The organism is Oribacterium sp. oral taxon 108 str. F0425 (genome assembly GCF_000214455.1).
In the GTDB taxonomy this organism is placed as follows: Bacteria; Bacillota; Clostridia; order Lachnospirales; family Lachnospiraceae; genus Oribacterium; species Oribacterium asaccharolyticum.
Genome location: NZ_AFIH01000001.1, coordinates 1,377,643 through 1,397,781, shown reverse-complemented (window position 1 = coordinate 1,397,781; position 20,139 = coordinate 1,377,643). Strand labels below are relative to the sequence as shown.

Annotated in this window: 17 protein-coding genes and 1 pseudogene; all 18 read right to left on the bottom strand. The window is 42.5% G+C overall.

Annotated features, from left to right (window positions below):
* Positions 1–36: 36 nt before the first annotated feature.
* The 18 genes and pseudogenes from dxr to HMPREF9124_RS06530 all read right to left on the bottom strand — a co-directional run bounded on the left by dxr (position 37) and on the right by HMPREF9124_RS06530 (position 20,136).
* Positions 37–1,281 (bottom strand): 1-deoxy-D-xylulose-5-phosphate reductoisomerase, encoded by a 1,245-nt coding sequence (gene dxr / locus HMPREF9124_RS06615; protein ID WP_009428728.1) that lies wholly within the window; start codon positions 1,279–1,281, stop codon positions 37–39.
* 35 nt (positions 1,282–1,316) lie between these two features.
* A complete protein-coding gene (locus HMPREF9124_RS06610; RefSeq protein WP_009428309.1) occupies positions 1,317–2,207 on the bottom strand; it encodes a phosphatidate cytidylyltransferase in 891 nt (296 codons plus the stop codon).
* A 14-nt stretch (positions 2,208–2,221) separates the two neighbouring features.
* The gene (locus tag HMPREF9124_RS06605) at positions 2,222–2,947 is read right to left on the bottom strand and encodes an isoprenyl transferase (protein WP_009428891.1); all 726 of its coding nucleotides are present in this window, start codon (positions 2,945–2,947) and stop codon (positions 2,222–2,224) included.
* Entirely contained in the window at positions 2,944–3,498 is a 555-nt protein-coding gene (frr, locus tag HMPREF9124_RS06600; RefSeq protein ID WP_009429767.1) for a ribosome recycling factor, read from the bottom strand. The genes HMPREF9124_RS06605 and frr overlap by 4 nt, the downstream gene beginning before the upstream one ends.
* An 88-nt stretch (positions 3,499–3,586) precedes the next feature.
* Positions 3,587–4,291 carry a UMP kinase gene (gene pyrH, locus HMPREF9124_RS06595; RefSeq protein WP_009427838.1) on the bottom strand — a complete coding sequence of 235 codons (705 nt, stop codon included), beginning with the start codon at positions 4,289–4,291 and terminating at the stop codon, positions 3,587–3,589.
* Between the two features lie 116 nt (positions 4,292–4,407).
* Positions 4,408–6,081, bottom strand: a complete 1,674-nt coding sequence (locus HMPREF9124_RS06590; RefSeq protein WP_009428687.1) for a peptide ABC transporter substrate-binding protein — start codon at positions 6,079–6,081, stop codon at positions 4,408–4,410.
* A 45-nt stretch (positions 6,082–6,126) separates the two neighbouring features.
* The gene (locus HMPREF9124_RS06585) at positions 6,127–7,107 is read right to left on the bottom strand and encodes an ABC transporter ATP-binding protein (protein WP_009429353.1); all 981 of its coding nucleotides are present in this window, start codon (positions 7,105–7,107) and stop codon (positions 6,127–6,129) included.
* Positions 7,107–8,117, bottom strand: a complete 1,011-nt coding sequence (locus HMPREF9124_RS06580; protein ID WP_009429972.1) for an ABC transporter ATP-binding protein — start codon at positions 8,115–8,117, stop codon at positions 7,107–7,109. The genes HMPREF9124_RS06585 and HMPREF9124_RS06580 overlap by 1 nt, the downstream gene beginning before the upstream one ends.
* A gap of 13 nt (positions 8,118–8,130) precedes the next feature.
* Complete coding sequence (locus tag HMPREF9124_RS06575) at positions 8,131–9,183, bottom strand: ABC transporter permease (protein WP_009429456.1); 1,053 nt, start codon at positions 9,181–9,183, stop codon at positions 8,131–8,133.
* A gap of 17 nt (positions 9,184–9,200) precedes the next feature.
* Positions 9,201–10,118 carry an ABC transporter permease gene (locus HMPREF9124_RS06570; RefSeq protein WP_009429462.1) on the bottom strand — a complete coding sequence of 306 codons (918 nt, stop codon included), beginning with the start codon at positions 10,116–10,118 and terminating at the stop codon, positions 9,201–9,203.
* A gap of 383 nt (positions 10,119–10,501) precedes the next feature.
* Positions 10,502–12,237: pseudogene (locus HMPREF9124_RS06565) on the bottom strand (NADH-dependent [FeFe] hydrogenase, group A6).
* Complete coding sequence (locus HMPREF9124_RS06560) at positions 12,231–14,066, bottom strand: NAD(P)-binding protein (RefSeq protein WP_009428748.1); 1,836 nt, start codon at positions 14,064–14,066, stop codon at positions 12,231–12,233. Before HMPREF9124_RS06560 ends, HMPREF9124_RS06565 begins: the two are co-directional and overlap by 7 nt.
* A gap of 336 nt (positions 14,067–14,402) precedes the next feature.
* The gene (locus tag HMPREF9124_RS06555) at positions 14,403–15,887 is read right to left on the bottom strand and encodes a DUF1846 domain-containing protein (RefSeq protein ID WP_009427960.1); all 1,485 of its coding nucleotides are present in this window, start codon (positions 15,885–15,887) and stop codon (positions 14,403–14,405) included.
* Positions 15,888–16,021: 134 nt separating this feature from the next.
* Positions 16,022–16,366: a hypothetical protein gene (locus HMPREF9124_RS12340; protein ID WP_036597700.1), complete on the bottom strand. Its 345-nt coding sequence runs from the start codon at positions 16,364–16,366 to the stop codon at positions 16,022–16,024.
* A 164-nt stretch (positions 16,367–16,530) separates the two neighbouring features.
* Positions 16,531–17,124 (bottom strand): flagellin lysine-N-methylase, encoded by a 594-nt coding sequence (gene fliB / locus HMPREF9124_RS12335; protein WP_009429616.1) that lies wholly within the window; start codon positions 17,122–17,124, stop codon positions 16,531–16,533.
* Positions 17,115–18,083, bottom strand: coding sequence for a tRNA dihydrouridine synthase (locus HMPREF9124_RS06540; protein WP_009428010.1), 969 nt, complete (start codon positions 18,081–18,083; stop codon positions 17,115–17,117). The genes fliB and HMPREF9124_RS06540 overlap by 10 nt, the downstream gene beginning before the upstream one ends.
* Before the next feature lie 14 nt (positions 18,084–18,097).
* The gene (locus HMPREF9124_RS06535; protein WP_242821568.1) at positions 18,098–19,006 is read right to left on the bottom strand and encodes a hypothetical protein; all 909 of its coding nucleotides are present in this window, start codon (positions 19,004–19,006) and stop codon (positions 18,098–18,100) included.
* Between the two features lie 272 nt (positions 19,007–19,278).
* The gene (locus HMPREF9124_RS06530; RefSeq protein WP_009429332.1) at positions 19,279–20,136 is read right to left on the bottom strand and encodes a YitT family protein; all 858 of its coding nucleotides are present in this window, start codon (positions 20,134–20,136) and stop codon (positions 19,279–19,281) included.
* Positions 20,137–20,139 lie beyond the last annotated feature (3 nt).

Genomic DNA, 20,139 nt, shown 5'->3' with positions numbered 1-20,139 from the left:
TTTCATTATAAGCCTTCATTGGCTTTCTCCTAAGATCTATACTTCTACCTGATTTGCATTCTCTTCTACACAGTTCCTTGCCCAGCGTTCAATAGAAAGTATCTCATCTACAGAAGGGTAAGCCTTCCAGTCCTTCTCATGCAGCTGCATCGCCTTTTCTATTAAAGCCGGAATGGAAAGGAAGGCTATTTTATCCTGAAGGAAAAGGGAAACCGCTTCTTCATTTGCCGCATTAAAAACAGTCGTCATGGAACCGCCCTTCAGTCCTGCAGACCGTCCTAAGGCTAGAGCCGGGAAATCGGTATAAGAAGGGGGATAAAAATGCAGAGACATCACCTTGGTAAAATCCAGCTTCTCTCCCTTGAAATCTTCTCTCTCTTCTTCAAAAACGGCATAAGCTATGGGAACACGCATAGTAGGGACTCCCAGTTCCGCCTTGATTGCACCGTCTCGAAATTGTACCGCAGAATGGATAATACTCTCCCGCTGAATGACAACCTGGATTTTTTCAATCGGAATATGAAAAAGGATGTGTGCTTCCAAAACTTCCAAGGCTTTATTCACCATGGTAGCGGAGTCTATGGTAATCTTTCTTCCCATAGACCAGTTGGGATGCTTTAAGGCATCTTCCTTCTTCTTTCCCCTCATTTCCTCTTTTGTAAGACCGAAGAAAGGCCCTCCCGAAGCCGTTAAAATGAGTTTCTCGACTTCTTCCGCCTTTTCTCCTCTTAAGCACTGCCAGATTGCGGAGTGCTCGGAATCAATAGGGAAAAGCTCCGCCTTCGACTCTTTTAATAAGTCATTGATTAAATGCCCGGCACAGACCAATGTTTCTTTATTGGCAAGAGCTATCTTTTTTCCCGCCTGAATAGCCGAAATAGTGGGCTGTATTCCGACCATTCCCACTACGCTGATTACAATCATATCGGCTTCCTCCAAGGCGGAAAGCCGGATAAGGCCTTCCATTCCGGAGTAAATCACAGGAGAATAGCTATCTTTTTCGATTTCTTTCTTTTCGTAAGGTATGCTGTTCTCGGCAGATTCCGAATGAAGCGTATCATCTCGATTATAACTTGATTGAAAGCGCTCTTTCAGAAGTTTTGCTTTATCTTCATGAAAAACGCAAAGATACTTCGGCTTCCACTCCCGCGCCTGCTCTTCCAAAAGTGAAATATTTTCTCCGGCAGAAAGGGCAAGCACTTTATATTCCGTATGGTCTTTTAAAAGTTCCAGGGTCTGTGTGCCTATAGAGCCTGTAGACCCCAAAATCACAATATTCATATATATCCTCGATTCACACAATCTTAGAAAAAACATTATTTCACAAAAAGAACCAAAGCAAAGTAGATAATCGGAGCCGTAAAGAGTGCCGAATCAAAACGGTCCAGTATTCCTCCATGTCCGGGTATCAAATTACTGTAATCCTTGATTCCAAAATCCCGCTTGATTCCGGAAGCCGTCAAATCTCCCACAATGGAAAAAAGGGAGGCAAAGGCGACAGAAATCGCAAGCTTTAAAGGGGAATGGAAAAATCCGTCATAGACTTGATTATTATACAGTCCGTAAAGGTAAGTTAAAAGAAAAGAGCCGAGAACTCCCCCGATAGCCCCTTCCCAGGTCTTCTTCGGACTTAAAACCGGTGTCATTTTGTGCTTTCCGAAAAGAATCCCTACGGCATAGGCACAGGTATCCGCCGCCCAGCTCGATAGAAAAATCAGCCAAACCAGAATCTTTCCATGCATGACTCCTCTTGTCTGATAGAGGTAGGAAAACATGATTCCCGCATAGGGTAGAATCAGAAAATACAGGCAAATCTCCCGAATTGTCTTTTCCGGATAAAACAGAACATAGTCTACACAGAGCAGAATGAAATAAACCAGCATAAGGACCATTTCAAAATGCTTCCCATAGTAAAGTGCAAGGTAATGCAGAGAAATAAAAAGGTAGGGTAAAATCGACATTTTCTCCTTATGAAAGGAAAAACAATGCAGAAGCTCATAGCAGGCAAAAATAGATAAAATGAAATTAAAGAATAACAGTAGATTTCCTCCATCGGGAAGGATGATAAACAAAAGAAGCAGTAAGACAATTCCGCTTGCTAATCGCACAAAAAAGGAGGACAGCTTCTTCTCGTTCTGTCCTTTCGGAGCTGTTTTAACACTGCCTTCTCGATTTTTTATTTCTTCCGTTTCGTTGTGTTTCTCCATCTACCCCTAACCCTCTATTTTTTTCTTCCACCAAATCTTCTTTCCCTTTTTCCGTAACTTTCTATCGCTTTTAAAAGCTCTTCCTTATTGAAGTCGGGCCAGAGCACATCCGTAATATAATACTCGGAATAGGCAGATTGCCATAAAAGGAAGTTCGAAGTCCGAAATTCCCCGGAGGTACGGATAACAAGGTCAGGGTCGGGAATATCTTTTGTATCCAAGTAGGAAGCAAGCTGCTCTTCCGTAAGATTAGCTAAAGCATCTTTCAAATTCTCTCCCCTATATTCTTCAGAAAAGCGATGCATTGCACGAATGATTTCATCTCTTCCGCCATAGTTTACGGCAAAGATAAACTCCATCCCCGTATTGTCCTTCGTGCTTTCTTCCAAAGCACGGATCCCTTCCTGAATATCCCCGGAAAAACGACTTCGCTCGCCAATCATCTTCGCTTTCACATTATTTGCATTGGCAACGGAAATAAGCTTTTTCATATAGAAACGAAAAAGCTGCATAAGCGCTCCAACCTCTTCTTCAGAGCGCTTCCAATTTTCTGTGGAGAAACCGTATACGGTTAAATAGGATACGCCAAGCCTTGCGCAGTCTTCTACAATCTGTTCCAAGGTCTCACAGCCTTTTTTATGGCCGAGGGCTCTCGGAAGCCCGCGAGAAGCCGCCCAACGACCGTTTCCATCCAAAATAATGGCAATGTGCTTTGGAAAGCGCTCCGTGTTTTCCATCATACTGTAAGGAGTTCCTTGTTCTTTGCTTCCACGGACTGATCAATCTTCTCAATCATGTGGTCGGTGAGCTCCTGAATATCCTTCGTCTGTCTTGCTAAATCGTCCTCGGTAATCTCCGCATTTTTCTCCAGCTTCTTAGCCAAATCCATGGCATCTCTTCGGATGTTTCGAATAGCAACCTTTGCCGCTTCGCCCTTCTTCTTTACATCCTTAGTCAGTTCCTTTCTTCTCTCTTCAGTAAGTTCAGGGAACACAAGACGAATCACCTGTCCGTCGTTTGTAGGATTAATTCCGAGGTCGGACATATTGATCGCTTTTTCGATTTCCTTCATCACAGACTTATCCCATGGCTGAATCTGAATGATTCTTGCTTCCGGAACGGAGATATTACCTACCTGCTGAATCGGGGTCTGCGTACCATAGTAATCCACAGTGATTCGATCTAAAACATGGGGATTCGCACGACCGGCACGAATCGTCGCGAGCTCACTCATTAAGTTGTCGTGAGTCTTATGCATTTTCTCAATATAGATTGTAAATTGATCATCCATTTTTCAGTCCTCTTCTTTCGTATTTTTAGCTTTTGTTTTATCTTAAATCAGAATGAATTCTCACTACGGGATACTATTTCCTTGAAAGTCAGTCTGCTGTCACTCTTGTTCCTTTGTGTTCTCCGAGAAGGGCCTTGAAGATGCCGTCCTCTTCCTCTAAGGAAAATACGGACATCGGGAGGCTGTTCTCGAGGCAAAGGATGGATGCGGAAAGGTCAATGACCTGCAGACGCTTTTCCACCACTTCTTCAATACTGAGTGTATCGTATTTCTTGGCATCGGGGAACTTCTTCGGATCCTTGTCATAGACCCCGTCAATGGCCTTTGCAAGGAGAATTTCCTTACAGGTAAGCTCCAGCGCACGAAGCACTACGCCGGTGTCGGTGGAAAAATAGGGATGCCCCGTACCACAGGCACAGAATACCACTTCTCCATTTTGTAAAGCTTTATTTGCCTCATCCTTGGAAAAGACTTCACTCATATCGGAAATGGAAAAAGAGGACATGATTCTGGTCTTCATTCCGCTGATTCGGAAGATTTCCGAAACGTAGATGCAATTCATGAGTGTCGCAAGAATGCCGACCTGATCCGCTTTATACCGGTCTACCTGCTCGGACTGTCTTCCTCTCCAGAAGTTTCCTCCGCCGATTACAATGGCTACTTCTATGCCTCTGTCTACTGCTCTTTTTACCTGATCCGCCACTCTAAAAATTACATCATCGGAAAATCCGAAATGCTTCTCTCCGGCCAGGGCCTCTCCGGAAAGTTTCAACATGACTCTTCTTTTTTCCATAGTATTCTCCTCTTTCTAATGCCTTAGTTTACCATACAAAAAAAGGCTCGGCAATTCTTCCGAGCCTTTTTCGTGATAAAAGAAAACTTAAGTTTTCCGGATTTATATCTGTAAAATTACTCTGCCAAGGTTCCGTACATGAAGTAGTAATATCCTGTCGGAGAGTACCATACGTTCTGAAGCTTCGGACTCTTGAGATAGAACTCGCTGTAGTAAGCTATAGGAGCCATGCCGTAATCCTTTAAAATAACCTGCTCTGCCTGATGGAGATAATCATAGTGCTTTTCCACATCGGCGGTGCTTCTTGCTTCTTCCACAAGCTTATCAAATTCAGGATTACTGTACTTACCGTCATTGTTACCGTTACCGGTTTCAAAGAGGTTAATGATATTGGAAGGATCATCATAGTCCATTACCCAACCGTTACGTGCCACATCAAAGTTTCCGTTTCTACGATTTGCCGTAACTGTTTTCCACTCCTGGATATCAATCGTCATATTGAGGCCAAGCTTCTTCCATACGTCCTGCAGATACTCCGCTACCGCCTTGTGATATCCGGTATCATTCGTGAGATAGGAAAATTGCGGGAAGCCTTGGCCGTCCGGATAGCCCGCCTCGGCAAGAAGCTCCTTTGCCTTTGCAAAATTAGCATCATAGTCGTCATTATTAAAGAAATCGCCATACTTCTCTTTCGTAACTTCCGCAAACTGAGAGTCTTTTGCAGCATCACTGATACCGGGACCAACAAAGTTCACTGCCGGAGAATAAGTACCTTGCATTATGGTGTTGGCAACATAGTTTCTGTCAATAGCAAGAGACAGTGCTTCTCTTACCTTCGGGTTGTCAAAGGGAGCCTTCTGTGTATTAAAAGAAACATAGTAGGTTCCCATCATGGGATCCACATGGAAATCCTCTTTTCCTGCCAAGTTCGGAATTTCCTCGGAAGGAATCGCTTTGGCAAGAAGGAGTTCTCCCTGATTATATGCGGTATATGCCGCATTATCATCGGAAATCAGATGGAAAACAATCTTGTCGAAGGTAATATTTGCTGCATCATAGTAGTAGTCATTCTTTTCAAAGGTAATATGGTCACCGTCTACATACTCCGTCATTTTATAAGGACCGCTGGTAATATAGGTCTCCGGCTTAGTAGACCATTCGTCTCCATTTTCTTCAACGGTAACTTTTTGTACCGGAGATGTGGAGATGAAAGAAGCAATTTTATCAAAATAAGTACAGGGACTACTTAGCTTTACTACAAAAGTACTGCTATCCGGTGCTGAAACAGCTAAAGCATCCAAGTCACCTTTTGCGGCCTTATCATAGCCTTCAATCATATTTAATAAATCATAGCCATAAGGAGCCGCAAGTGAAGGATCGGCAAGTCTCTTCCAGCTATAGACAAAGTCCTCTGCTGTTAAGTCGGATCCGTCAGACCACTTTAAGTCCGGGCGAAGGTGGAAGGTCCAGGTCAAACCGTCTCCGGAAGTTTCCCATTTCTCTGCAAGACCTCCCACAATATTTTGATTCTTGTCTACCGTAAGAAGTCCCGTAAACGCATGAAGAATCATGTTGGCCGCATCGGCAGCGGAATTCAAAGCCGGATCCATGGTCTCCGGAGAAGAACCGATCTGCACATCGATAGAGCCGCCGGCAGAGGTCTTTTCCGCAGTTTGTTCACTTGCCGCATCACTGCCGGACTTTGTGCCGTCAACAGTCTTTGATCCGCCACAAGCTGAAAGTAATACTGCAGCAAGGAGCATAGCACTAATTAATTTTGTTTTTTTCATATACCCTCCTTTTCTGTATCAACACTATCCTAAGATAGCAGGTAACTAATTTAACTTATCCAAATGATGACAAGCTACAAAATGTCCCGCTTGCTCTTCCTTGAATTTCGGTGTTTCCGATGCACATTGTTCATCCGCATAGGGACAGCGAGTCCGGAAAGGGCATCCCGAAGGCGGATTTAGAGGAGACGGTACGTCTCCGCTCAGGATAATTCTATGTGAGGCTCTAGCCACCTTCGGATCGGCAATCGGTACTGCCGAGATAAGGGATTTGGTATAGGGATGCATCGAGTGGAAGGTGATTTGGTCGCTGTCCGCAAGTTCCACGAGGTGTCCCAGATACATGACTCCGATTCGGGATGAAATATGATTCACAATGGAAAGGTCGTGCGCAATAAAGAGATAAGTCAAGCCGAACTTTTCCTGCAAATCCTCAAACATATTCACAACCTGCGCCTGAATGGAGACGTCAAGAGCGGATACTGGCTCATCACAGACAATAAATTCGGGATTTACGGCAAGCGCTCTGGCAATTCCTATTCTTTGTCTCTGCCCTCCGGAAAACTCGTGCGGATAACGGTTCGCATGCTCGGAGTTCAGCCCTACGGTAGAAAGGAGGGACAAAATCTTCTCTCTTCTCTCCTTCTTATTCTTACAAAGCTTATGAATGTCAATAGCCTCTCCTACGATATCCTCTACGGTCATTCTGGGATCAAGTGATGCATAAGGATCCTGAAAAACCATCTGCATCTTCCTTCTGTAAGGAAGCATGTTTTTCTTGATTCCCTTTTCAGAATCAAAAATCACTTCTCCGTCATAGACGATTTTCCCTTCTGTAGGCTCATGGAGTCGTAAAATCGATCTACCGGTGGTCGTTTTTCCGCAACCGGATTCTCCAACAAGACCGAGGGTTTCTCCTTTATTGATATAGAAAGAAACATCATCCACCGCCTTGACCACTTTTTTACTGCCGGCAACGGGAAAATACTGCTTTAAATGACTGAGTTCGAGTAAATGATCTGCCATTATACTTCCCCCTTTCCGGTGTTTCTTATGAAATCCTCTTTTTGCTGTAATAGGCATCTGGCATAGTGTACTCCCCCGTAATAATTCTTTTCGGGTTTCACTTCCAGACAAATCTTCATGCAAGATGCACACCTTGGTGCAAAGCCGCAACCCTTCGGCGGATTTAATAAATCCACCGGTTGCCCGTCAATCGGAACCAGCCTCGAATAATCCTTCTCATGAAACTTCGGAATTGAACGGAGAAGTCCCTTGGTATATTCGTGTTTCGGATTGTAGAAAATATCATCGGTTGTACCGTATTCCACAATTTCACCGGCATACATTACCGCAATATAATCACACATAGAGGCCACTACTCCGAGATCGTGGGTAATCATGATGATTCCCATACCAAGCTTCTTTTTTAATTCCTGCATAAGCTCCAGAATTTGAGCCTGAATCGTCACATCCAGCGCAGTCGTCGGCTCATCCGCAATAAGAAGTTTCGGCTCACAGGCTAGAGCGATGGCAATCATCACCCTTTGTCGCATACCGCCGGAAAGCTCGTGCGGATACTGCTTGAGTCTTTTCTCCGGTTCGTTTATGCCAACCAGCTCCAAAAGTTCTTTTGCTCTGTCTCTCGCCGCTTTCCCCTTCTTATCCGTATGGAGAGACACCGCCTCCGCAATTTGGTTTCCGATAGTCCATACCGGATTTAAAGAGGTCATGGGATCCTGGAAAATAATACTGACCTCATTTCCCCGAATCTTACGGAGCTCTTTTTCGGTCATATTCTGAATGGCATGTCCATTAAAATCCACGGTGCCGCCTACAATTTTTCCGTTTTGCGCGGTAAGACCCATAATGGAATAGGCTGTAACGGATTTTCCTGAACCCGATTCTCCAACGATACCGAGAACCTCTCCCTCCTTCATTTGAATGCTGACATTATTTAAGGCTTTTACCTCTCCTGCTGGAGTAAAGAAGGAAAGTCGTTCTTCTTGGATATTTACAAGAAACTCTTCTGCCATATTTACTCCTTTCTTACTGCTGTTTTAACTTGGGATCAAAGGCATCGCGAAGTCCGTCTCCCAAGAGGTTAAAGCTTAAAATGATGATAAAAATCAGGAAAGCCGGTGCAAAAAGTTTTTCCGGATAAGTTTGAAAGCCGTTCAGTGCCGCACTGGCCAAAGAACCGAGGGATGGCATCGGAGCCTGCACTCCCAGTCCCAAGAAGGAAAGGAAGGATTCCGTAAAGATGGAACTCGGAATTTGCAGTGTAGTGGTCACAATCAAAGTACCGATACAGTTTACAATCAGGTGTTTGAAAATAATTCTTCCGGGGCCTGCTCCCAAAGCTCTTGCCGCTGTAACATACTCACTTTGCTTTAAAATCATGATTTGGGAACGGACAATTCTGGCCATGCCGACCCAGTAGAGTAAAGCAAAGACGATAAACATGGAAATCATGTTGGAGCCCAGTTTCTGCATCCAGGTAAAAGCAGGAAGCATGGATAGCTTTTCCAGTGGAAACTTCAGAGTCTGCGCCAGCAGAATAATAATCAAAACATCCGGTACGGTATAGATAATGTCTACAATTCTCATCATAACCATATCGATAATTCCGCCGAAATACCCTGCTATGGCGCCGAACACGGACCCAATCATTAAAATCAGAACAGAGGCTACAAGTCCGACAGTCATCGATACTCTTCCACCGACGAGAACACGAATCATATAATCACGTCCATTTTGATCCGTTCCGAGGAGATGCGGAAAAATCTTCTCTCCTTTTGCCATCTCCGCTTGTTCCACCTTCGAATATTGCATGGGAGCCAAACGCTCAGACCCCTTCATCTGTTGTTCATACTTATAAGGATAGAAGGCGGGAACGATAAAACAGAATATCATAATCAAAAGAACAAGGAAAAAGGCACTCATGGCAATCTTGTTTTTCCGGAATCTGCGAATACCGTCTTTCCAGAAACCGACAGACTCCCGCATCACCACGAGGGACTCTTTATCTTCACCGGATGCAGGCATAAAGTCCTCCATGGAGACCTGCATACTCAGGGGATTTTTCTTGATTTCTTCCATACTCTCATCTCTCCTTCCTACTTTAATTTGATACGCGGATCGACAAAAGCATAGGCAATATCCACGAAAAGATTCATGACGATAACAAATACGGCCAGGAAAATGGTCGTTCCCATAATCATGGGATAATCTCGGCTGGTGATACAGCTCACGAATTCGGAACCGAGTCCCGGTATATTGAAAATCTTTTCTACGATAAAGGAACCGGTCATAAGAGACGCAAGAAGCGGTCCCAAATAGGTAATAACCGGCAGAATAGCATTTCGGAGCGCATGTTTAAAAATGGATTTGAAGGTCGTTACTCCCTTTGCTCTTGCCGTTCTCATATAGTCCTGTCCCATAACGTCCAGCATGGATGAGCGCATAAGACGAGCCATATAAAAACTGGGATATAAAGCCAGAGCAATGACCGGCATCACATAACTTCTCGCATCCTTTAAGCCTAAAGAAGGTAATAAATGAAGTTTTGTTGTAAAGACGTAAACCAAAAGAGTGGAGGATAAGAAGGAAGGAATAGCGATTCCCGCCGTGGATAAAACAATGATGAGATTATCCAGAAACTTTCCTCTGTTGAAGGCGGCAACCGCACCGAGAGGCACCCCGGTAAGAACGGCCAAAACAAGTGCCATGCCTCCTATACGAGCGGAAACCGGAAACTTTACGGCAATGATTTGCGCCACGGTTCTTCCCCTCTTCTTAATGGAAAGACCGAAGTCTCCATGGAGAAGCCCGGTCATATAGGTCGTATACTGCTTGATGAGCGGTTTATCCAAACCGTATTTTGCTTCCATCGCAGCCTGTGCCTGCGGAGTTACCGCTTTTTCAGCCAGAAAAGGACCGCCGGGAACCATGTTCATGACAAAAAAGGTCATGGTTGCTACCAAAAATGCAGTTATCAGAGACATAATGGCTCTTTTCAAGATATACTTTGGCATAGTATCCTCCCAAGGCGATGTACAACAAACATTTGTCTTTAGCTGGCTTAAATGAAATTTTACTGAAGAATATACACGATTAGAGTTTGGATTTCAAGACATAAAATTCAAATTACTAATTTATGTCCATAATAAAACTGATTGTCTTTATTGTTTTATATAAATCTTGCATATTTTTTCTTGTATAACTTATCTAATGATGTTTTGTTAAAATGAAATACGCATACTTTGAGAGTGATGTCTTGTTAAAACGAGATACCACACAATGTGCGAAAGATAGTCGTTAAAATCAAAAAAAGTCTGTAATTAATCTACGATTTTTTACAGACTTTCTTTGATGAAATGAAAACCAACAGGATATAACTCCATCCCGAAAGTTTAGTTTATTTTATTTCTTGAGGCATCAACCAACCCTTTTGGTCGGTATGAAGCAGTTCCTCGGCAATTTCAGACAGCGGTTCTCCCAAATAATCCTTATATACGGACTTAATAGAGGGATTCTCATGACTGAAGCGGATACTGCCTTCTCTATCCTGCTTATATAAGACAGGGGCTCTAAGAGCAGCCATTTCCACTTGATCATGAATCGGTTGTCCTCCACCACCTACGCATCCTCCGGGACAAGCCATAACCTCAACAAAGTCATAATGGACTTGACCGTTTTTCAAGGCGTTCAGTAAACGGTCTGCATTGGCAAGACCATGCACTACTGCAATCTTTAGTTTATTCCCGGCGATTGTAAAGCTGGATTCCTTCCATCCTTCCATACCTCTGACTTCCTGAAAGGCATCCGGATCCGGATTCTCACCGGTCGCAAGATAATAAGCCGTTCTAAGAGCTGCTTCCATAACACCGCCGGTTGCACCGAAAATATTACCGGCTCCCGAACCGATGCCGAGAGGCATATCCAATGCTCTATCGGATAGCTTAGCCGGAGAAATATGCAGTGCTCGAATCAATCGGTTCACTTCTCTGGTTGTTAAAGCGACATCGACATCAAAGTTTCCGTCTTTATCCACCATATTGGGATAAGCACATTCCGCCTTTTTCGCGAGGCAGGGCATAATGCTGACAGAGAATATTTTCTTTGGATCCACCTTTAAGATATCCGCATAATAACTCTTTGCAATTGCACCGAACATCTGCTGAGGAGACTTGGAAGTGGATACCTGAGGAATGAATTCAGGATAATGACTCTTGATAAAGCGAACCCAACCCGGACAACAGCTGGTAAACATCGGAAACTGCCCTTCATTATGCGTCAGCTTGTGTAAAAACTCCGAAGCTTCTTCCATAATCGTTAAGTCTGCAGAAAAATCCGTATCAAAGACATAATCAAATCCCATTTCCTTTAAGCAAGCGGATAAACGCTCCACCGTTGCTTCCTCCGGACTTAAGCCGAACTCTTCTCCCCAGGCTGTTCGAATAGAAGGTGCGATTTGTGCCAAAACAATGGTCTCCGGATCATCCAGTGCATCCAAAATTTTATCGGTATCGTCTCTTTCCCGTAAAGCGCCAACCGGACAGTGGGTGATACATTGTCCGCAGAGCGCACAGGAGGAATCCTCCAGGCGATAAAAGTCTCTTACATCAACGGTACTCTTTCCTCCACTATTGATAACATCCCAAACATGGGTAGCCTGAATTTTATCGCAGACTTGGATACAACGCATACATTTGATACATTTATCATATTCACGAATCAACGGGAAGGCCTTTGAGCCTTTTTGCTTTGGTAAATCCTTCGGAAAATAATCTTTTCCTACGATGTTTAAATCATTGGCTACGGACTGTAGAGAACAGTTTCCGGAACGAACACAAGTGGTGCAGGTGACATTATGCTGAGACAGAATCAATTCAACATTATATTTTCTTGCTTCTCTGGCTTTTTTGGAATTGGTACGGATGACCATTCCCTCCAGTACAGGGCTGTTACATGCGGCGTGTAAACGGGCGTCTCCTTCCACTTCCACAACACAGACACGACAAGCGCCAATTTCATTTAAATTTTTAAAGTAACATAGTGTCGGAATGGTTATACCCACTTCTTTTGCCGCATCTAAAATCGTAGTATGTTCCGGCACACATACTTTTTTCCATCTATTATACAATTTACCATTTGCTCTCTCTGCCTCCCTTAAATATTCCATAACCAAAGTGATCACAGTGCAGACATCTTCCGGATTCCTGGCAAGCCTCTTCATCCGTCATACCGTACTCCATGAGCTTAAAGTCACAGACTCTTTCATTAGCCGGTCTTTCCTTCATATTGACACGACCGGTGGGTGCATTGTCATCAAAACGAACAGGCGGAAGCACAATATCCGACTCAATCTCATGGAAGAAGCCGAGATATTCATCAATGTTTGCCGCTGCCGTTTTTCCTGCGGCAATGGCACGAATAACCGTAGCCGGGCCGGTTACGCAATCACCACCTGCAAAAATTCCTTCAGCATTCTTTAAAGCTGAAGTATCCAAAGCATTAATGCGTCCCGATTCAATGGTGATTCCCTGGTATTCTTCAAACTTACGGAAGTCAATTCCCTGTCCGATGGCAACAAGAACCAAATCCGCATTTACCAGAACTTCGGGAGCCTGAGAATCCTTGGGAGAAGGTCTTCCATATCGAACTCCCCCGATAATTTGCGGTTTTAAAACAATACCCTTACAATGTCCCTTCTCATCTTTTTCAATCCGAACCGGAGAATGCAATTCAACAATATCGCAACCGTCAGCAATAGCGCCTTCCACTTCTTCAGGAAGTGCCGTCATGTCTACTCGTCTTCTTCTATAGGCAACCTTTACGGTCTTTGCACCAAGACGAACTGCCGATCTGGCCACGTCCATAGCAACGTTTCCGCCTCCGACTACCACAACATCCAAACCGGAGAAATCCGGATACCGGTCATCCCCGATATTTCTGAGCATTTCTACTGCGGAAATAACGCCTTCCGCATCTTCTCCCGGAATACCGAGCTTCTTATCCGTATGAGCACCGATGGAAACATAAACCGCATCAAAATCTTTCTTTAGCTGAGCCAGACTCAGATCCTTTCCGATGCTTACATCCGTCTTAACCTGAAAACCGGTCTTCATTAAGCCTTCAATTTCATGATCCAGAATTTCTCTCGGAAGTCTATAAGCCGGAATACCGTAACGGAGCATTCCTCCCAGCTTTTTTCTCTGCTCATAGACGGTTACATCATGGCCCATAATACTTAAATAATATGCGGCACTTAAACCGGAAGGACCTCCCCCGACGATGGCTACCTTCTTGCCGGTTTTATCCATAATTTGGGGAACCTTGATTTCTCCTTCATGTTCTACGGCATAGCGCTTCAGTCCTCGAATATTAATCGCCTTATCCACCATAGTTCTTCTGCATCTAAGCTCACAAGGGTGTTCGCAGATTAAACCGCATGCGGCAGGAAAGGGATTATCCTTTCGAATCAGTTGGACTGCCTCGGCATAACGTCCCTCATGAATCAAGGAAATATAGCCCGGAACATCTACATGAGCAGGACAAAGTGCCACACAAGGAACCGGCTGACTTTGTTTAGCGAAGCATCTGCCATGTTTTACATGCTCCGCATAATCGTCATAAAATCCGCGGATACCTCTGAGGACCATCTTTGCAGCCTCAAAACCTATAGCGCAATCCGCTGAATGGTAAATCGCCTCTGCAGTCTTTTCAATCGTTTTTAATGTATCCATATCGGCGGAACCGTTTAAAACGGATTCCATTAATTTTTCCAACTGCCCTAACCCCACTCTGCAGGGGGTACATTTACCGCATGACTGGGAATGGCAAACATGTAAGAATGCCTCTGCCAAATCAACCGGACATAATCCCGGTTGCGAAGCTTGAATTCTCCGTTCCAAGTCACGATACAGACCTTCCACGGTTTTTTGCGCTTCATTTTCCGTTACAATGATTAACCTGCTCATTTTTTCTCCTTTGCTAAAACGCAAGATGCGCTTTCGCCTTAAGACTCTAGTATTCAAAGCCAGTATAACATTGCCTACTTTTTTTTCTCACAAAAAAAGAAGGAATTTTTTGTGCATAATGTATAAAAGTTATTTTTTTAACAGAGTATTTTTAGTTAGATATATCTAACATATATAAAAGTAAACTAAAAAAGCACCTCTATCCATTTTCAAAAAGAAAACTACGATAAAGATGCAATTTTTTATCTATAAACGAGATATCGCACGCTTTGCGCACGATACTTGTTATGAACAAGATGTCTCAGGCTTCGCCTGCTCCACTTGCTATGAATTAAATTATGAGTGAAAAAGCTTTTTGTTTTGGTACTGCGGTTCAGACGTAATGCGGATTCCCAGTTTCCCCAGTGTTTTTTCATCTACCTGAGAAAGAATTACGGTAGAATGCATTTCACACTGATTCAGATTAACCAACTGTTCCATACATTTCTCCGCATTGGGGTCCGTATTTGCGGAAATCGTTAAGGCAATTAAGATTTCATCCGTATGCAATCTCGGATTATGATTCCCCAAATGCTCAACCTTCAAGTGCTGAATCGGTTCAATGATTTCAGGAGAAATAACCTTCAAATCATCCGGAAGCCCCGCTAAAACCTTTAATGCATTGAGTAACATTGCAGAACAAGCGCCCAGTAAAGAAGAAGTTTTTCCGGTCACAATGGAACCGTTTGGTAAAGAGATTGCAGCTGCAGGAGCTCCTGTCAGTTCGGCTTTCTGTAAAGCTGCGGAAATAACCGGTCTGTCCTTTCCGGAAACGTTTGCTTTTTCCATAAGAAGCTGTTCTTTTTCCACTATGGAATCACTGCCGCTTCCCTTTCTTTTTTCCACTAGAGCATGATAGTAACGTCGGATGATTTCCTGCTGAGAAGCTTTTCTAACCGCTTCATCATCAATGATACAGTTTCCCGCCATATTGACGCCCATATCCGTTGGAGATTCATAGGGAGAACTTCCGTAAATGGTATTAAACATAGCTTTCAACACAGGGAAAACTTCCACATCTCTGTTGTAATTAACCGTACTGACTCCATAGGCTTCCAAGTGATAGGGGTCAATCATATTCACGTCATTTAAGTCTGCAGTAGCTGCTTCATAGGCTAAATTTACCGGATGCTGTAAGGGAATATTCCATATCGGGAAGGTTTCAAACTTCGCATATCCCGCATTGATACCGTGTCTATGCTCTTGGTAAAGCTGTGACAGACAAACCGCCATTTTTCCCGATCCCGGTCCGGGAGCGGTCACCACAATCAGGGAACGAGAGGTTTCAATATACTCATTTTTCCCAAAACCGTCTTCACTGATAATGAGAGGAACATTGGACGGATAAGACGGAATGGAATAATGACGATAGACCTTGATACCTAAAGCTTCCAGCTTCTTCTGATAAGCAATTGCTCCTTCCTGTCCGCTAAAACGGGTCAAAACAACGGAACCGACATAAAGCCCGTATCCTCTGAAAGCATCAATTAGGCGAAGGACATCCATATCATAGGTGATTCCAAGATCTCCCCGAACCTTATTCTTCTCAATGTCTCCGGCATGAATGGCAATAACAATTTCTGCATCATCCTTCAGTTCTCCAAGCATACGAATCTTACTGTCCGGTTGAAAACCGGGAAGAACTCGGCTTGCATGATGATCATCAAATAATTTTCCGCCAAATTCCAGATACAATTTGCCGCCAAATTTAGCGATTCGCTCTTTGATATGCTTCGATTGTGTTTTCAGATACTGTTCATTATCAAATCCAATCTTATCCAAGTTCTCCCCATCCCTTCTTCTACAACGAGAAACTGTACTCTACAGGATACTCGTTAAAAATAAATTTCTACTTCAGAACGATTTGATGAAATAGATTCTTTGTACCAAACTCAGCCCATTATACTCTTTTTCCATTAGTTGAAAAGAGGAAGAAAGTATAAAAGATTTCTTATGTTTCCTTCATCATGTTCCAGTTCTTTAGAAAAAAATACGGCTATACGCAATACGCTGGGCTCTTCTCCAAAAAAGCAGGAAAATTGCTTCTTTTCCTCATCGGATACAGTGTTGATAAAAACAAAAGCGGTATAAATCCACTCAATACTCTGATAAAGCAGGGAAAATACAGGAAGAAGCGATGCCTCTTTTATGGAAAGTAAGGTATAGCGAAACAGATAATAACGACATAGTGCTACGATTTGTTTTTCCCATTCCAGTCGTTTTTCTTTTGAAAGACTGTTAAACTGCATTTCCGGATTCATTTTGTATTTCTTAAATAGTTCTTTCCATTGACCGAAGTCCTTATTTATTTCCGTACTTTTGTCTTGCCATTTTAAAAAGGCGGAATATCGTTCCTTGCTTAAGAAAGGATATTCTTCCAGTTCCTGCCATTTTGTAAGAAGCTCATGGATTGATTGATTCTTTCTTAACGGATGCTCACTTTGAGGAAATATTTGACTTTCTCCCTCCAAAAAAATGGGAATAGATGAAGAAAAAAAGTATTGAAATCGGTTGGAAGATAGGATAACTCCTCCCAAAGAGCAGTGCGAAAAGCTAAAACATGGATAAGCTCTCTCTCCTGCTCTCTTGAAAGTTTTTCTCCCATGCCCTCTTCTACTGCACGAACGATGCGTCCGTCCCATTTTAAAATAAATCGGAACGCTTCCTCGCAAGAAGCATTTAAGTCATATTGGGCATAATTTCCGTAGATTTGTTTCACTCGAGGGTAAGACGCACAGACATTACATAATGCATCTTCTCCTTCGGATAGGATCATTTCACACAGGCCGCTCTTTAAAAGAAAGGGACAATCCCCATTTTCTTCCAAGGGAAAATAATAGTTCCCCTCTCCTTCTTTCAGCTTCTCTTTAATCTTCTCTCCAAGAGGTCCTTTAATTCTATCCAGCCGTTTTTTGCTTTCCCTGTCAACATCGATACACCAGCCTCGACAACAGCTGTCCTTGCATTTTCCCGCAATACATCTGAATTCTTCATAATAACTCGGATATTCTATATCCATTCCTTTTCTCCTCTATATGCGTAGAAACTGCTTTCACTGTAAATTCTATATTTTGCACTGCGGTACTCTGCCATATTTTTTGCTTTACGAAGTTCTTTTATTCCTCTCACACTATTCGGATAATTCCTGGAAAAATAGGTCCAGCATTCCTTTAATTTTGCAAGCAGATTTCGATCCTCCGCGATTTCTTTTGAAAAGGCATCCTCTACAGCCGAAATATAGTCTTTAAACTCTTCTTCCTGTAAAGCCTTACCCCCTTTGATTTCACGAACCAAAGCTGGATTGGACAGCAACCCTCTTCCAAGCATAATGCCGCAAATCTCGGGAAATTCTTCCCGGATTTTTATTGCCGTTGCAATATTTTCAATATCTCCGTTATAAATCAATTTATGTTTTGAAATGCCGCAAATCTTTCTAAAAGCATCCAAATCTACATTTCCCTTGTAAAACTGCTTCTGTAAACGAGGATGTACAATCATTTCAGAAAAAGGGAATGCGTTAAAAAGTAAGAAAATATCTTCTGTTTCCGAGCTGTCGGAAATACCGATTCGTGTTTTAACCGAAACGGAAAGACCACTGGGAAGTGCTGAAAAAATATCGTTGAAAAATTCTTCTAAAAGTGTCAGATTCCGAAGCATTCCCGCCCCTTTTCCTTTTGCGACAACCGTTCCGCTCGGACATCCTAAATTCAGATTCACTTCCTGATATCCCAAATTTTGCAGATATTTGAAAACCTCCAGCATATGCTTGTGGTTTTTCCCCATAAGCTGTGGAACAAGATAAAGATTCTCATTGTTTGTCGGACTAAGGTCCCTTGCAATTCTTCCGCTGTAACTGCCTTCTTCATTTGCCGATACAAACGGACTGAAATACTTATCCGTTTCAGGAAAAAAATGTGCATGAGTATTCCGTAAAGGATAGGAAGTGATAGACTCCAATGGTGCAAAATAACAATTCATAACGCTCCTCCTATCTATAGATTGCCGGTAAAAAAGGCCAGAAAAACAAATAAGAGCAGCATCTGAAGATGTAAAAAAATGTAATGCAAAACAAATACTTTGGTATGCTCTTTGTTTTTCAACATGGAATGAGTAATAATTCCACTGTAATTTAAGGCCAGAGGATGAATAGCGGATAAAATAGAGGCGATAATCAATTGTCTCCCCTTCGTGCTTAGGTCCGCCAAAAACACACTGACCGGAAGACGCGTAAAAATTTCCGATAAAATCAAAGCTCGAGAGGCTTCCCTTCCCTGGATAAAAGGTAATAGAAATTCGGAAAACGCGCGAAGATGAAGAAGATTTCCCCGGATAAGAAAAACCAGAATAATCAAGCTTAGAAGATCATAATCCAGTCTTACAATGACTCTACGTCGAAAGAAGATGGTGTAAATCAAAGTAAGCGCAAAACAAAACGGAATTGGAATCCATTTTATGCAAGAAAGGAAAAACAAAATCCCGAAAAAACAAAAGGGATAGAAACAGTTTCCCTTTCCTAAAATTTTCTCTTTCTTCAATGTAAAATAGGCGTTTTGCAGTCTTTCCAAGGTTCCGGAGGATAATACTTGGTTCTTTTCTTTTTTAAAGCAAAAAACATAAGGAAGCAAAAAAAGAATAGAAAAGAGGAAAAACAAAAAACTGATACGAAAATACTCGAGGAGTGAATAATTAAAATGCAAAAATAAATAAAAATCGGACAAAGCCGTATAAGGCAAAAGAATACTACCCAGTTCCGCTGCCAGGATCTGCAGACAAAAACAATGAATAAAGAGAAAAGGAGAATCCTCTTCTCTGCCTAGAGTGGCATTACATAAGGGAAGGGTGTAATACAGGCTAATCCCGGTTCCAAAAAACAGAGAAACAAAGAAACTGATCAAAACCAAACAGGCATGTAATCCTCTTTTACTTTTACATAAGCGTAAAAGAGGATAGCTCAAATAGAAAAGAATTCTTGTTTCCATAAGATAAGACGACAAAATTAATAAAGTCGCCAAATACAAGAATGATTCAAATGGAAAATAGCGGATAAAAGGAAATTGCAAAAAGAAAGAAAAAGAAGTTTGATTCGTAATCTTTTCCGGAGAAACGAAAAAGCAGGAAAGTAAAAACAATCCTGCCAATAGGAAAAGAAGCCATTTTTTATGATTTCTTCTAATCAAACCAATTCATCCCTTCTGATAAATCCCTCTCCATGAACCTCCCGTACATCGGAAATAATGAAGAATGCCTTTTCATCCATATCATTCACAACGTCTTTCAGATTGGAAACTTCACGATTACTAAGAACGCAGTACAGCATGGTAATGCCTTTTTTAGTATACATTCCTTTGGCGTCCAGTCCGGTCACGCCACGATGCATCGTGGTAATAATATAGTTTGCAATTTCATCTCCTTTATGAGAAATAATGGTTACCGCCTTGGCAAAGTGCATTCCTTCCATAATGGCTTCACAGACTTTGGTAAAAACATAAATGGAAACAAGAGCATACAAAGCCTTTCTTACACCAAAAATCTGTAAGCCCCAAAGAATAACCATAGAGTCCACGCATTGAACCAGCTTAGCCATGGAAATGTGTTTAAACTTGGTTTGCAGAATTGCGGCAAGTAAATCCGTTCCACCTGTTGTACAGTTCGAAATAAAAACCATACCGCAACCTAAGCCCATAAAGATTCCGCCGACTACCGAGGCTAAGAAGAAATCGTCTTTGGGCAAAATTTCCCAAGCCGGTAAGATAAACAGAAAAAAAGAACAGAGTAAAGTAGAAACAATCGTTCGAAACAGAAATTTTCCGCCCTTAGTAAAAAAACCGATAACAAATAAAGGCACGTTAATCAATGTATAACTCAACCACAGCGGTACGGAAAATAAATGACGGATGATAATGGATACACCGGTTACTCCTCCGATAACGAGTTCCGCCCTATCATAAATGGATAGGGATGCCACGGAAATCAAAAAGCTTCCTGCAACAATAAAGATATAATCTCGAATAATTCTTTTCTTCTTATCCATTTT

What these genes read in the sequence shown, in the direction of transcription:
- dxr (WP_009428728.1), bottom strand. Translation starts at nt 1,281, where the DNA reads ATGAATATTGTGATTTTGGGGTCTACAGGCTCTATAGGCACACAGACC.
- HMPREF9124_RS06610 (WP_009428309.1), bottom strand. Translation starts at nt 2,207, where the DNA reads ATGGAGAAACACAACGAAACGGAAGAAATAAAAAATCGAGAAGGCAGT.
- HMPREF9124_RS06605 (WP_009428891.1), bottom strand. Translation starts at nt 2,947, where the DNA reads ATGATGGAAAACACGGAGCGCTTTCCAAAGCACATTGCCATTATTTTG.
- frr (WP_009429767.1), bottom strand. Translation starts at nt 3,498, where the DNA reads ATGGATGATCAATTTACAATCTATATTGAGAAAATGCATAAGACTCAC.
- pyrH (WP_009427838.1), bottom strand. Translation starts at nt 4,291, where the DNA reads ATGGAAAAAAGAAGAGTCATGTTGAAACTTTCCGGAGAGGCCCTGGCC.
- HMPREF9124_RS06590 (WP_009428687.1), bottom strand. Translation starts at nt 6,081, where the DNA reads ATGAAAAAAACAAAATTAATTAGTGCTATGCTCCTTGCTGCAGTATTA.
- HMPREF9124_RS06585 (WP_009429353.1), bottom strand. Translation starts at nt 7,107, where the DNA reads ATGGCAGATCATTTACTCGAACTCAGTCATTTAAAGCAGTATTTTCCC.
- HMPREF9124_RS06580 (WP_009429972.1), bottom strand. Translation starts at nt 8,117, where the DNA reads ATGGCAGAAGAGTTTCTTGTAAATATCCAAGAAGAACGACTTTCCTTC.
- HMPREF9124_RS06575 (WP_009429456.1), bottom strand. Translation starts at nt 9,183, where the DNA reads ATGGAAGAAATCAAGAAAAATCCCCTGAGTATGCAGGTCTCCATGGAG.
- HMPREF9124_RS06570 (WP_009429462.1), bottom strand. Translation starts at nt 10,118, where the DNA reads ATGCCAAAGTATATCTTGAAAAGAGCCATTATGTCTCTGATAACTGCA.
- HMPREF9124_RS06560 (WP_009428748.1), bottom strand. Translation starts at nt 14,066, where the DNA reads ATGAGCAGGTTAATCATTGTAACGGAAAATGAAGCGCAAAAAACCGTG.
- HMPREF9124_RS12340 (WP_036597700.1), bottom strand. Translation starts at nt 16,366, where the DNA reads ATGAATCCGGAAATGCAGTTTAACAGTCTTTCAAAAGAAAAACGACTG.
- fliB (WP_009429616.1), bottom strand. Translation starts at nt 17,124, where the DNA reads ATGGATATAGAATATCCGAGTTATTATGAAGAATTCAGATGTATTGCG.
- HMPREF9124_RS06540 (WP_009428010.1), bottom strand. Translation starts at nt 18,083, where the DNA reads ATGAATTGTTATTTTGCACCATTGGAGTCTATCACTTCCTATCCTTTA.
- HMPREF9124_RS06530 (WP_009429332.1), bottom strand. Translation starts at nt 20,136, where the DNA reads ATGGATAAGAAGAAAAGAATTATTCGAGATTATATCTTTATTGTTGCA.